This window comes from Mesorhizobium sp. P2_F7, assembly GCF_056403695.1.
Window position 1 is genome coordinate 759198 of sequence record NZ_JBFUFA010000001.1, and the last position, 13354, is coordinate 772551.

Annotated in this window: 13 protein-coding genes; 3 read left to right on the forward strand and 10 right to left on the reverse strand. The window is 63.6% G+C overall.

Annotation, left to right across the window (positions count from 1 at the left end):
* Positions 1–27: 27 nt before the first annotated feature.
* Both AC1DZ8_RS03425 and AC1DZ8_RS03430 read right to left on the reverse strand, forming a co-directional pair.
* Positions 28–2658, reverse strand: coding sequence for a caspase family protein (locus AC1DZ8_RS03425; protein ID WP_477308775.1), 2631 nt, complete (start codon positions 2656–2658; stop codon positions 28–30).
* Between the two features lie 89 nt (positions 2659–2747).
* The gene (locus AC1DZ8_RS03430) at positions 2748–3317 is read right to left on the reverse strand and encodes an NADPH-dependent FMN reductase (protein WP_477308777.1); all 570 of its coding nucleotides are present in this window, start codon (positions 3315–3317) and stop codon (positions 2748–2750) included.
* A 214-nt stretch (positions 3318–3531) separates the two neighbouring features.
* Here AC1DZ8_RS03430 and AC1DZ8_RS03435 point away from each other — a divergent pair, with 214 nt between their 5' ends.
* On the forward strand, positions 3532–4902 hold the full coding sequence (locus tag AC1DZ8_RS03435; RefSeq protein ID WP_477308779.1) for a cytochrome P450: 1371 nt from the start codon (positions 3532–3534) through the stop codon (positions 4900–4902).
* A 9-nt stretch (positions 4903–4911) separates the two neighbouring features.
* Here AC1DZ8_RS03435 and AC1DZ8_RS03440 read toward each other — a convergent pair whose 3' ends face one another.
* The 8 genes from AC1DZ8_RS03440 to AC1DZ8_RS03475 all read right to left on the reverse strand — a co-directional run bounded on the left by AC1DZ8_RS03440 (position 4912) and on the right by AC1DZ8_RS03475 (position 11605).
* The gene (locus tag AC1DZ8_RS03440) at positions 4912–5892 is read right to left on the reverse strand and encodes a complex I NDUFA9 subunit family protein (protein WP_477308781.1); all 981 of its coding nucleotides are present in this window, start codon (positions 5890–5892) and stop codon (positions 4912–4914) included.
* Between the two features lie 105 nt (positions 5893–5997).
* Positions 5998–6450 (reverse strand): DoxX family protein, encoded by a 453-nt coding sequence (locus AC1DZ8_RS03445; protein WP_477308783.1) that lies wholly within the window; start codon positions 6448–6450, stop codon positions 5998–6000.
* Positions 6451–6750: 300 nt separating this feature from the next.
* Positions 6751–7110 (reverse strand): Imm45 family immunity protein, encoded by a 360-nt coding sequence (gene imm45 / locus AC1DZ8_RS03450; protein ID WP_477308785.1) that lies wholly within the window; start codon positions 7108–7110, stop codon positions 6751–6753.
* 24 nt (positions 7111–7134) lie between these two features.
* Complete coding sequence (locus AC1DZ8_RS03455; protein WP_477308787.1) at positions 7135–8136, reverse strand: Ldh family oxidoreductase; 1002 nt, start codon at positions 8134–8136, stop codon at positions 7135–7137.
* Between the two features lie 122 nt (positions 8137–8258).
* Positions 8259–9068 carry an ABC transporter permease gene (locus tag AC1DZ8_RS03460; RefSeq protein ID WP_477308789.1) on the reverse strand — a complete coding sequence of 270 codons (810 nt, stop codon included), beginning with the start codon at positions 9066–9068 and terminating at the stop codon, positions 8259–8261.
* Entirely contained in the window at positions 9068–9781 is a 714-nt protein-coding gene (locus AC1DZ8_RS03465; protein ID WP_312037248.1) for an ABC transporter permease, read from the reverse strand. Before AC1DZ8_RS03465 ends, AC1DZ8_RS03460 begins: the two co-directional genes overlap by 1 nt.
* Positions 9782–9937: 156 nt before the next feature.
* Complete coding sequence (locus AC1DZ8_RS03470) at positions 9938–10735, reverse strand: transporter substrate-binding domain-containing protein (RefSeq protein WP_477308791.1); 798 nt, start codon at positions 10733–10735, stop codon at positions 9938–9940.
* Between the two features lie 54 nt (positions 10736–10789).
* Positions 10790–11605, reverse strand: a complete 816-nt coding sequence (locus AC1DZ8_RS03475; RefSeq protein ID WP_477308793.1) for an ABC transporter ATP-binding protein — start codon at positions 11603–11605, stop codon at positions 10790–10792.
* Positions 11606–11831: 226 nt separating this feature from the next.
* On the opposite strand from AC1DZ8_RS03475, the gene AC1DZ8_RS03480 reads away from it, so the two are divergent.
* Both AC1DZ8_RS03480 and AC1DZ8_RS03485 read left to right on the forward strand, forming a co-directional pair.
* On the forward strand, positions 11832–12704 hold the full coding sequence (locus tag AC1DZ8_RS03480; RefSeq protein ID WP_477308795.1) for a dimethylarginine dimethylaminohydrolase family protein: 873 nt from the start codon (positions 11832–11834) through the stop codon (positions 12702–12704).
* Positions 12674–13345, forward strand: a complete 672-nt coding sequence (locus AC1DZ8_RS03485) for a TetR family transcriptional regulator C-terminal domain-containing protein (RefSeq protein ID WP_477308797.1) — start codon at positions 12674–12676, stop codon at positions 13343–13345. The genes AC1DZ8_RS03480 and AC1DZ8_RS03485 overlap by 31 nt, the downstream gene beginning before the upstream one ends.
* Positions 13346–13354: the final 9 nt, after the last annotated feature.

Below are 13354 nucleotides of genomic sequence, written 5' to 3' on the forward strand. Positions count from 1 at the left end.
GAGGCCGAATCCCCAGCCGGCAGCCGGCTATTTTTTTCGAGCGCCGAGTTTGGCCAGAAGGCCGCGCAGATATTTGATCGTGGGTTTGTCCCTGGGCGCCAGCCGCCCGGTGCGATCGAGCTCCAAAGTGATGTTCAACGCCTTGGTCAGCGCCGCCTTCGGATCCTTCGCCACATAGGCGTAGTTGATGTAGGCCTGCACGAGATCGAATTGCCAGATCGCATTGTCCGGATCGGACTGAGCGAGCTTCTGGCGAATGCCGAGGCTGGCTTCGAAGGCGTTCTTGGAGCCCTCGAAGTGCCGTTGCTTGGTTTCCAGCAAGCCGATTTCCTCGAACGTGATCGACAGATCGCGTTGCCAGTCGGAATTGGCAGGGTCGAGCTTGGCCAGCCGGTCTGCAATGGCAAGGCTATCCTGATAGTTTTGCAATGCCCCGCTGACATCACCCTGGGCATTGAGCACACCGGCAACCTTTTCCAGGCTGACCGACAGGTCACGCTGCCAATCGGTGTTTCCGGGGTCGCTCGCGGCAAGCTCGTGCGCTATGGCCAATGCCTGCTGATAGGACTCCAGTGCCGGCTGCCAATCCTTCTGGTCGCTGAGCGCGTTGCCGATCTTGGCGTAACCGACCGACAGGTCGCGCTTCAAATCGGTATCGTTGGGGTCGCGGCGCGCCAGCGCTTCGGCGATCGCCTGGTTTTTGTTGTAGGCTGCCAAAGCGCCGGCAGGGTCGCCACGCTGGCGCATGACGTCGCCGATCCTGGTGTAGCTGACGGAGACGGCGCGCTGGTGCTCAGGGTCGTCGGGTTTGTTGTCAGCCAGCGCCAGCCGAATTCTGAGGCTCTCTTCGAATGCCGTCTGGGCGCCGTCCAGCTGGCCGGCGGTACGCGCAAGATCGCCAATCTCATCATAGGTAATGGTCAGGTCGCGCAGCAGATAGACGCTGTTCGGCTCCGCGTCGGCCAATTGCTGCTTGAGCGACAGGCTCTTCTGATAGGCTTGAGCCGCCGCACCCACATCGCCTTGCGTCGCCAGCACATTGCCGATCTTGTCGTTCGCCATGGCCAGATCGCCGAGCCAGCCCTTCTTGTCTGGAACCCTTGCAGTCAGGTCCTGCAGCATGTCCCGGGCCGCCTCATAGCTTTGCAGGGAGGCCGGCAGGTCGCCTTGCGCCATCTTGATGTTGGCGAGCTTGATATGACTGATGGCGAGATCGCGTTTGACGCTGGGGTCGCTCTCCTGGCGTGCCCGCTGCTCGAGATTGGCCAGCAGTGCGGTAAAGGCGCGGCCGGCCGCCTCGACATTGCCGACCGTCGTATAGAGGATACCGAGTTCCTCCAGCGTGCGGCTCTGGCGGTCGGCCTGTTCCAGGCTGAGCGAGGTCTGTCCGGCCTCGCCATAGAGTGCCAGCACCGATTCATAGTCGCTGATGGCAGTCGCGTAATCCAGGCTGGCGCGCGCCGCCCCGCCTGAGAGAAATCGTGTCGCAGCCTCGGAAAGCGTGCGGCTGACGAATTTGGACTTCAATGTGGTGCGCGAGACATTGTCGATGTCGGCGGCCTTGGCAAGGATCACGCGTGCGCCATCGAAAGCGCCAAGCGACAATTGCTCCTCGGCCTGGTGGCGCAGTTCGGTCACCTTCGGGTCGTCGGCGGCGAGCGTCTTCATCTCGCCCTGCACCTTGACGAAGGCATCGGCCGCCTCGCGCAACTTGGCGTCCAGGCTTTCGCCGGAGAGATGGCTGGTATCTGTGCTGATCAGCGCGCCATAGAGCGGCGCCAGCGGCATGTCGGCGTCGCTGGCGATCCGTTCGACCGCGCCACGCATTTCCGGCGTCACATCCGCCATGGCGAGCAGCAGGCGTTCGCGCTCCGGCAATTGCTCCTTGGCCGCCGAGGCAAAGAACAGTTTTGGCAGTCCGTTTTCGACATAGGGCAATTGCTTGCCGCGGCTGAGGTCATAGACCTCCTGCTGCACCAGGGTCAGCACCGAGCGTATCTCAAGCCCGTCGGTGCCGAGATATTTGGTCAGCGCCGCCGTGAAGGGCGAATTCGCGCCGGTTCCGTCCGCGGCTGTCTCGCCAGGTGCGGCCGAAAAGGCGAACAGGATGTTTTCCGCCTTTCCGATGCGGCCGAGGCCAGGCTTGACCTTGTCGACCAGATCCTTGATCAGCGATGCCGCGCCGCGTCCTTCGCCACCACCACCCGTGAACGGATCGCTGCGGCAGGCATCGAGCACGATCAGCCCGACCTTGGCGGTGGTGGCAACGGCGTCGCGCACCTCCTCCAGCGGCAGGCTGGTCTTTTCCAGCTGGTCGAGCGAGGAGGCATCGGCGTCGACCGGCAACAACCGGTTGTCGCCGGAGATTTCGACGCCATGGCCGGAGAAATACACCAGCGCCACATCGGCGCCCTTGGCGTCTTCGCGAAAATCGTCGAGCGCGCGGCGCATGCGCCTGAGGTCGCGATTGGTTTCGAGCACGACTTCGAAGCCGAGCTTCTTCAGCGCCGCCTCCATCGCCTCGCCGTCATTGACCGGATTGGAGAGCTTCCGCACCAGCCGGTAGTCATCGTCGGCAAGGACCAGCGCCACGCGCCGCTCCGCCACCGCGGTTGCGGTGGTCGCAAGCATCAGCAGCAAGGCAAACAAAAACCGCAAGTCGAACCGCCCCCGGCTCAGTCACCTGCCAACCATTCCACCTCTTTATGGCATGAGCAAGCCGGGCTTCTGGCCGAAAACCGGCTGCTTTACGCCGCCCGCATCGGCTTCAGCGCTTCGCTCCAGCGCGACAGCTCGTCCAGCATGGCTTTGGTGCCGCCCTGCACCTGCTCGCTGGCCTTGAAGGAGCCGTCTGCCTCCAGCAGTTTCTGGTACAGTGGCAGCGCGACACCTTCAGGGATCGGCATGATGCCGACGGAGGTCAGCAGCGGCTTCAGCGCCTGCGCGGCGCGCAGGCCGCCGGAGACGCCGCCATAGCTGAAGATGGCAGCCGGCTTGTATTTCCATTCGCGGAGGAGGTAGTCGATCGCGTTGACGATCGCCGGCGCGGCGAAATAATTGTACTCCGGCGCCACGAACACAAAGGCGTCGGCGGCATCGATGGCCTTCGACCAGGCTTTGGTGTGGTCGTTCTGATAATTGCCGAGCCTGGGGTGGTGCGGTTCGTCCAGGACCGGCAGCTGGAATGCGGCAATGTCGGTCAGCACCGGTTCGAATTTGCCGTGTTCGCGCGCAAAACCCTCCAGCCAGTGGGCGAAGACCGGCCCGGCGCGGCCCGGCCGCGTGCTGCCGATGATGATGTTCAGCTGGTGCTTCAAGGCGGGCTCTCCTGGGCGGTTGGTAGTATCTGTTGGTGACTGTCCCCTACTGCAGAGTGTCCTGTCGGACAAGACGCAGCCGTTTCACAGGCGGTCACGATCCGATGAACACTCGTGTTGAAGCATGCCCGCGATACCACGTTCCGGCTTACCCTTCGGTCACATGGACGCCCCGATTGCCAGCCACTACATTGAGGCATCAGCGGAGTACCTCATGGACACGCAGCCCGCCCCCTTCGTGCCGCCGGCGCCCAAGCCGCGCACGACGCCGCCTTCGACGCTGGAGATGATGCGGATCGTCTACCGCAACCCGCTCGAATTGTGGGGCGAGCACACCTACAACGAACCCTGGATTTCGGCGAATGGCGTCGGCGGGCATCTGATCGTCGCCAACGATCCCGGCCTCATCCGCCATGTGCTGATCGACAATGCCAAAAACTACAAGATGGCGACGGTGCGTCAGATGATCCTGCGGCCGATCCTGCGCGACGGCCTGCTGACCGCCGAAGGCGAGGTGTGGAAGCGCTCGCGCAAGGCGATGGCGCCGGTGTTCACGCCGCGCCACATCTTCGGCTTCGCCGAGCCGATGCTGCGCCGCACGATGCAGTTCGTCACCCGCTACGAAGAGGGCGGTATGTCCGATATCGCCCATGACATGACGCTGCTCACCTACGACATTCTGGCCGAAACGCTGTTTTCCGGCGAGATTTCGGGCGAGCCAGGCAGTTTCGCGCAGGAGATCGACCGCCTGTTCGAGACCATGGGCCGTGTCGATCCGCTCGACCTGTTGCGCGCGCCCGAATGGCTGCCGCGGCTGACCCGCATTCGCGGCCGCAAGACCATGGCCTATTTCCGCAAGATCGTCACCGATACGGTCAAGATGCGCGAGGAGCGGCTGAAGCGCGACCCAGACACCGCGCCGCAGGATTTCCTGACGCTTCTGCTCAGGGCCGAAGGCCCGGACGGGCTGACGCGGGCCGAGGTCGAGGACAACATCATCACCTTCATCGGCGCCGGCCACGAGACCACGGCGCGGGCGCTCGGCTGGACGCTCTACTTGCTCGCCGAGGCGCCATGGGAGCGCGAAAGGATCGAGCGCGAGATCGATGCCGTGCTGGCGCGCGAACCCGACCCGACGAAGTGGCTCGACGCCATGCCGTTCACCCGCGCTGCTTTCGAGGAGGCGCTGCGGCTCTACCCGCCGGCGCCGTCGATCAACCGCGAGCCGATCGAGACCGAGACCTGGAACGATCTGGTGCTGCCCAAGCGCGCCGCCGTGCTGGTGATGCCATGGGTCGTGCACCGCCACAGAAAATTGTGGGACAGGCCCGACGCCTTCATGCCCGAGCGCTTCCATCCAGGAAATCGTGAAAAAATCGACCGCTTCCAGTATCTGCCTTTCGGCGCCGGTCCGCGCATCTGCATCGGCGCCAGCTTCGCCATGCAGGAGGCGATCATTGCGCTCGCCATCATGCTGTCGCGTTTCCGCTTCGATGTGACATCCGAAACCAAGCCATGGCCGGTGCAGAAGCTGACGACGCAACCGCAGGGCGGCCTGCCGATGCAGGTGACACGCCGCCTCTAGCTAGCTTAGCTAAGCGATGCTGGCAGGCTTGCGCTGGAACTGGCCGGCGGCGCGGAAGCGCCAGAGGTAGCTCGGCAGGATGGTGCCGATCGACTGCGGCTGGATGTCGAGGCCGGCAAGTGTCCTGTTCTCCTTGGTCGCCGCCTCCGAGACGATGTTGTGCTCGCGCAGCTGCAGCACCTGGTCCTTGGTCAGCAGCGGGTTGGGCAGCAGGCCGAGGATCGAGGCCTGCAGATTGGCCACCCACCACGGCACCGGCACCAAGAGCCGCTTGCGTTCGATGACGGTCAGCAGCTCTTCCATGCATTGCTTGAAGGTGAGCACTTGTGGCCCGCCCAGCTCGTAGATCTGGCCGCCCTTGATCTTGCCTTCGACCGAGCGCGCCACCGCCTCGGCGACGTCGCCGACATAGACCGGCTGGAACTTGGTCTGGCCGCCGCCGATCAGCGGCAGCACCGGCGAATAGCGCGCCATGTCGGCGAAGCGGTTGAAGAAGCTGTCCTCCGGTCCGAAATTGATCGAGGGACGGAAGATCACGGCGTCGGGGATGGTCTCCAGCACGGCCTTTTCACCTAGCGCCTTGGTGCGGGCATAGTCGGACTCGGCGTTGAGGTCGGCGCCCAGCGCCGAAATGTGGGTGAGGCCGGCGCCGACCGAGCGCGCGGCTTCGGCCACCGCGCGGGAGCCGAATTCGTGCACGGTGTTGAATTTCTGCCGGCCGGTCTCATGCAGGATGGCGACCAGATTGATGACGTGGTCGGCGCCCTGCACGGCGCGGTCGACCGACCAACGCACGCGCACATTGGCCTGCACCGGTTGGATCTGGCCGACATTGCCGAGCGGCTGCAGATGGCCCGCGAGATCGGGCCGGCGTACCGGCACGCGGATGCGGTAGCCGCGCTTGGCCAGCGCCCGCACGATGTGGCGGCCAACAAAACCGGAGCCGCCGAAGACGACCACGAGCTTTGGGATTTGCAGGATTTCGGTCATGGCTGGCTCCGGCGCTCGAAAGCTTGGCTGAAGCCGTTTCATAGTCCGTTTTGGGCCAAAGGCAAAGGGTGACGCGTCGTCGCTGTCACCCCTAGTTTCGACCTGTCAGAAGGCCTTCCCGATGCGTGCGTCGACCGACTGGCGGTTGCCGCCGCGGATGGCGAAGAACAAGAGGATCGCCGCCCACAGCAGCGACTTTTCAGCGCCGGAAAAACCTTGGCCAACCGTGATCCAGTGGAACCAGACGGTGACCAGCAACACAAACATGCCGGCGAAGGCGGCCGGGCGGGTCAACAGGCCGATGGCGATCAAAATGCCGCCGAAGAATTCGGTGCAGGACAAAAGCAGGGACCAGAACGCGCCGGGATAGAAACCGAGACCCTCGACCATTTCGGCGGCGCCGAAAGGGTTGGTGATCTTCTGCGAGCCGTGGATGGTGAGAAACCCGCCGGTGACGACGCGCAGAAGGGTTTCGACGCCGTCATGCAACGACGAATACAGGCGGCCAAACAGTGGGATGATCAGTCTGCCGCGGGAAGCGTCGGTGGTCACGGACATCGTAGCTCCTGTCGTTGTGATGATCGCTCGAAAACGCCCCATGGCTCCCGGCAAGTCAAGTTAACAAAAGTTAACTTTCGCCATCATGTTTAGTGCGCGGAGCAAGAAGCGCAGAAAACCCCGCCGAGGCGGGGTTTTCTGGGTGACGCAACGGTCGAGACAGGGCTCGAGGCGGCTGACCTGAGACGGCATACGCCCGCCCGGCCCTAAACGCATCCGACAGAAGACACCGACCGGGCAAACCCAACCCGGCAGCTATTGGTCGCAGTCCCACCGGAAAAGGTTCAACGCTGCGAGCAACTATTCTTCGGGTAGTTTGTCCGGTGCCGGGCGGCCACCAAGGCAAACCCAGACCTGGTCGGCGCTGCAATCGCTGTCCACCCAGTTTTGCCAGTTGCGCCTTAGCCATTCGGGCGAAATGGCCACCTTGTCGCGCGAGACCCTCGCCTCCGCCGGAAGAAATACGAGTACGTTGCCCGCGCCGTATCCGGAATCTCGAATAAGACCCAGACCTGACGCCTCATGCGTTTCAAAAAGCATGTAGTCGATGATTTCCTTTATGGGCGCCATCTTCCGGTAGCGAAACAGCGACCCGCGAAAAAGAGGCGGGGCTTCCTTCAGACGATCCAGCCTCGTCCAGGTCATTTCCGGAGTATCCAAGTCGAGCTCCTGGTTGGGACTGCTTCAGCCCGAATAGCGCTCGGCGAATTCGGAAATGCGCTGCACCACCGCCTTGGGGGCATTGATGCCGCGCGCCTGTGCCTTTTCCGCCGCTTCGGCCCGCGCCCGGCCCGGCACGCGCACGCCGAAGCGGCGGCGCAGCCGGTCGAGCTGGTCCTTCATGCGCTGCTCGAAATCCGGATCGAGCAGTTTTGGCTCGACGGCCAGCACGAACAGGCCGGTTCCCGGGCTGTCCGGTCCGCCGGAGAACCATGGCGCGTCGAGCGACCAGTTGGCGCCCGACAGGCCGGCCGCCAGCACCTCGACCATCAGCGCGATGTTGGCGCCGCGCTGGCCGCCGAAGGCCAGCATGGCGCCTTTCATGGCCGCGGCCGGATCGGTGGTCGGATTGCCGCTGGCGTCCAGCGCCCAGCCTTCGGGGATCTTCTTGCCGTCCTCGGCCGCCTTGCGGATGTTGACGAAGGCGGTGGCGCTCGACGACTGGTCGATGACCAGCGGTGCGCCATCGGCGGCGGGTGCCGCAAACGACATCGGATTGGTGCAATAGACCGGCTTGACCGAACCGGAGCCGGCCAGCACCGCCGGTCCGTTGGTGGCGGCGAAAGAAACCAGCCCCAGCTGCGCGAGACGGCCGGTGAAATAGCCGAGCGCGCCGCACGTATAGGCGTTCTTCTGCGAGAAGATGGCGACGCCGAACAGCTTTGCCGCCTTGGCGAGGTCGTCGATGGTGCGGTCGAAGCCGGTATGCGCCAGGCCGCCGCGCGCATCGGAGAGATAGACGGCGAGCGCCGGCCTTGTGATCACCGGATCGGCATTGCCGTCGATGCGGCCGGCTTCCAGCGCTTCGAGGTAGTCGATGAAGTGGCTCAGCCCGACGGTCGAAAGCCCTTCCGCCTCGGCGGCGATGATCGAGGCGGTGAGCGACTGCGCCGCCTCTTCATTGGCGCCGGCGCCGAGTGCCGCCATCCGGCAAAGCCCTGTTGCCTGGTCGAGAGAGAGTTGCATGGTGGGGGACCTTGGATTGGTGATGAGTGAGTAGGGAGTTGTCAGTAGGGAATAGGGAAAGCAAGCGGGTTCGCGGCCATATCCTCGCTACTTACTACCTACTACTCACCACTGCCTATTCCCTATCCAACTTTGTTTGGAATCCGCGCCTCGATCTTGCTGAAGGCGAACACCAGAATGCCGGTGATTGTCATGTAGATCAGCGCCAGGAGCAGCAAGGGTTCGTAGGTGAGATAGGTGTCCTGCCGCACCTTGGACGAGACGGCGAAGATGTCGATGACGCTGATCGTCGCCACCAGCGGCGTCGACTTCAGCTGCAGAACGGTTTCGCCGGTCAGCGTCGGCAGCGCCCGGTAGATGGCCTGCGGCAGCCAGATGCGGCGGAAAATCTTCCAGCGGCTCATGCCGAAGGCGCGGGCGGCCTCGAGCTGCCCCTTGGGCACGCCGGCAAAGGCGCCGCGCATTACCTCGCCCTCGTAGCCGGCGAAGGACAAGGTCAGCGCCAGCACGCCATAGGGCCAGGCCTGGCGCAGATACGGCCACATCCAGGATTCGCGGATCCATGGATATTGCGGAAACAGCGAGCCCAGCCCGTAATAGAGCAGCCAGAGCTGGATCAGCAGCGGCGTGCCCCTGATGACGGTGCAGAATGTCTTGGCGGGGGCGGAAAACCAGAACGAGCCGGTGGCCTGCGCCAGCCCGAGCGGTACCGCAAGCAGGAAGCCGAGAAAGCAGGTGACGGCCAGGATCCACAGCGAGCGCCAGATGCCGAGAAGTCCCATTTCGTAATATTGCGGCAGCCAGTCCCAGCGCATGAAGAAGGCTGCACCGAAAACCAGCGCGATTGCGATCAGGATCAGCACGATGCGATGCGGCTGCAGCCATAGCGACGTCCGCGCGGCAGCGTTGATGAGGGTCGCCTCTCCGGCCATCAGCGCGCATCCTTGAGCGAAGGCATGCCGCGCCGCGACCAGGCCTCGACGCGGCCGATGAGCAGGTTGGAGACCAGCGACAATATGAGATAGAGAACGCCCGCGGCGAAAAAGAAGGTGAAGTAGGCTTTGGTGACGCCGGCGGCCTGCCGCGTCGCCAGCGCCAGTTCGTAAAAACCGACGACCGCCAGAAGGGCTGTGTCCTTGGTGGCGATCAGCCACAGATTGGCCAAGCCCGGTATGGCGAAGGGCAGCATGGCCGGCAACGTTATGCGCCGCAGCATCAGGCCGGGCGACATGCCATAGGCACGGGCCGCTTCGATCTGCCCTTGAGGAATGGCCAGGATCGCACCGCGGATCACCTCGGTCGAATAGGCGCCCTGGACGAAGCCGAGCACGGCGATGCCTGCGGCAAGACCGCTGATGTCGACGCGCTGGTAGCCCATTGCGGTCAGCGCCTGGTTGATCAGATCCGTCCCGGCATAATAGAGCAGCAGGATCAGCACCAGTTCGGGCACAGCGCGCACCACGGTGGTGTAGACGGCGAGCAGGTCGCGCACGACCGGCCCGCCATAGAGCTTGCCAAAGGCGCCACCGGTGCCGATCAGGAGACCGAGGACCGTGGCGCCAACCGCGATCTCGATCGAGTGGAGCAGGCCAAGCAACAGCGTGCCGCCCCAGCCCGGCGGGTAGGGCGAAAGAAGCTCGATGATGCCGGCCGCCGAGGCCGAAAGAAGTGCGTCGATCAGCGTCGCCCCCGGATTGCTGGCTCTCACCGCCGACGGCAGCGCCGGCGGCAAGCATGTCTGGGAAAGATCGGGCAGGGAGGCATGGCTTGGCGCCATGCCCCCTAGCTCATGCGAGGATCGTCAGTTCGACTGCGCGCCGCCGCCACCATAAATGTCGAAATCGAAGTACTTCTTCGAGATCTCGTCATATTTGCCGTTCGAGCGGATCGCCTTGATGCCGGCGTTGATCTTGCCCTTCAGCTCGGTGTCTTCCTTGCGCACGCCAGCGCCCACGCCCGGTCCAAGCACCTCGTCGTCGGGAGCCACCATGCCCTTCAGGTCGCAGCAGGCCTTGCCCTGGTCCGACTTCAGGAATTCGCCGAGCGCGATCGAATCGGCCTGGACCGCATCGAGACGGCCGGCGGCAAGATCGTTGTTGGCTTCGTCCTGGGTCTGGTATTCCTTGATCTCGGAAGCCCCGGTGAAGTGCTTCTTGGCGTAGACGGCATGTACCGTCGACACCTGGACGCCGACGACCTTGCCCTTGAGATCGTCCGGCGTGGCGCCGAATTTCTGGTCCTTCGGGCCGATGATGGCGGTCGGCGTGTTATAATACTTGTCGGAGAAGTCGATGGTCTTCTCGCGTTCGGCGGTGATCGACATCGAGGAGACGATGAGGTCGATCTTCTTGGTCGTCAGCGCCGGGATGATGCCGTCCCAGGCGACAGGGGTGATGACGCAGTCAAGCTTTTCCTCGGCGCAGACGGCGTCGATGAAGTCGATTTCCCAGCCGACCCATTTGCCTGAGGCATCCGGCGAGGTGAAGGGCGGATAGGGCTCGGCGGCGACGCCGATCTTGACCGGATCGGCCTTGGCCACGCCCATGGCGGCCACGCCGAGCAGCAGCGCTGCGGCGAATGTTTTCAGAACAGTCTTCATAGTCACGACTCCCAGTTTGTTGTTGGTTCCCGGTTTTCTTCCGTCCCGGCCTTCCTAGCCGATGTTGCGGATGAACTGCTTCAGCCTTTCGGATTTCGGTGCGCCGAAGATCTGCTCCGGCGGCCCCTCTTCCTCGACCAGCCCGTTGTAGAGGTAGACGACGTGGGTCGCGACCTCGCGGGCGAACTTCATTTCATGCGTCACCAGCACCATGGTGCGCCCCTCGCGTGCCAGGTCGCCGATCACCTTCAGCACCTCGCCGACCAGTTCCGGATCGAGCGCCGATGTGGGCTCGTCGAACAGCATGACACGCGGGTTGATAGCCAAGGCGCGGGCGATTGCCGCGCGCTGCTGCTGGCCGCCGGAGAGATAGGCCGGATAGACGTCGCGCTTTTCGGCGAGACCGACGCGTGCCAGCAGCTTCTCGGCGTCGTGGATCGCGACATCGCGCTTGACGCCCAGCACATGCACCGGAACCTCGATGACGTTCTCGATCAGCGTCATGTGGCTCCACAGATTGAAGTTCTGGAACACCATGCCGAGCTTGGAGCGGATGCGCTCGATCTGCCGGCGGTCGGCAGGAATGGTATGGCCGTGGCTGTCGGCCTTGAGTTTGATCTCTTCGCCATTGACGCGAATGATGCCGCTGGTCGGATTTTCCAGGCAGTTGATGCAGCGCAGCAGCGTCGATTTGCCGGAGCCGGAGCCGCCGATGATGGCGATCACCTCGCCGTCGCGCGCCGACAGCGAAACGCCCTTCAGCACATGCAGCTGGCCGAATTTCTTGTGCAGGTTCTCGACATGGATGGCTTCGGCGGCGCCGTCTTGCGCCTTGCCGGATTGGACTGCGGCGGCTCCCACCGCGCTCACCGGGTGACCTCTACCACAGGGTCGACCGCAGATCGTCGAACGTCTATCCGGCTAATCAACATACGCTGTGATGCCCACTCCAGACTTCAGCATGGACCCAACAGCGCGAGCCCGTCAATCCCGCTCATTACGGCACTTGCGGCCTTATTGTGCAAGTGTATAAATAGCTTTCTATGAAATTTCTTCCATTTTTTTCACCTTGAACACGGCATTGAAAAGGGCACTGATGAGCGCTTTCGGATCACAGTCCATGGCGGCGCCGTTGCGGCGTGTGCTGATGCGGTCGGCGGCCAATGCCATGCGCGGCGCCGACAGGGCTACCTGGCACTATGGCCCGGGTTTCGACCCGGCGAAAGCGGCGTCGCAGCACGCGGCCCTCGCTGAACTGGTGGCAGCTTCCGGCGCGGAAATCGAATGGATCGATGACAAGGCCGACGGACTGTCGGATTCGGTGTTCACGCACGACCCATCGCTGATGACCGACCACGGCGCGCTGATCCTGTCCATGGGCAAGCCATTGCGCGAGAGTGAGCCATCGCTGCATGAGGAAACCTATCGACGCCTGGGCATTCCTATCCTCGGCCGCGTCGAGGCTCCCGGCCAGGTCGAAGGTGGTGATTGCGTATGGCTGGATAACAGCACGCTGGTGATCGGACGCGGTGTGCGCTCCAACCAGGAAGGCATCCAGCAGGTTTCCAACCTGCTGTCGCCACTCGACATTTCGGTCTACGGCTTCGATCTGCCGCTGTGGCAGGGCGAAGAGGCATGCCTGCATCTGATGTCGGTGATCAGCCCGCTGGCCGACGACCTCGCTTTGGTCTATTCGCCGCTTTTGCCGGCTCCGTTCTATCAGCTGCTGAAGGCGCGCGGCATCCGGCTGGTCGAAGGCGACGCGGAAGAGTTTGCCACTTCGAACGGCCTCAGCCTGAACGTGCTGCCAACCAGCCCGCACAAGGTCATTGCCGTAGCAGGCTTTCCCAAGACCAGGGCCGCGATGGAAGCCGCCGGCTGCACGGTTGAAATCTTCGATGCGGATGCGCTCTGCATCGCCTGCGAAGGTGGGCCGACATGCCTGACGCGGCCCATCCTGCGGCAATGAATGAGCGCCGCAAGTTCCGTCGCGAGGGCGAGGAGCGGCGGCGCCAGGATTTGATCGATGCGACGCTTGCCAGCGTGGCGGAACATGGCCTGGAGGGCGCCAGCCTGCGCACCATCGCGTTGCGCGCCGGTGTCACCGCCGGGCTGATCCGGCACTATTTCCCCGGCAAGGAGGAACTGCTGCAGGAAGCCTATGCAACGCTGATGGGCCGCATGACCGAGCAGGCGAAGGCGGCATTGCTCATGGAAAATTCTTCGCCGCGCCAACGCCTTGCGGCCTTCGTCACCGCCAACCTCAACGCGCCGATCATCGACGCGCGGGTGTTTTCGCTCTGGGCAACCTTCATCGGCCGCGCAGGTGCTGATCCGGCGCTCGCCCGAGCGCACCGCGAAGGCTATCTCGGCTTTCGCAACGAGGTGGAAGCGGTCGTGGCCGAAGTGCTTGCCGCCGAACAGCGCAAGCCGGGGGCAAGCGAGCTGCGCCGCCATGCCATCGCGATCAACGCGATCATCGACGGGCTCTGGATCGAAGGCTGTCTGGCCGCAGAGATGTTCTCGCCTGGCGAATTGGCGGCGATAGGCATCAAAGCCATAGAGGCCGAGCTCGGCCTCGCGCCGGACAAGCAATTCCAGGAAAAGTGAGAAGCGGTT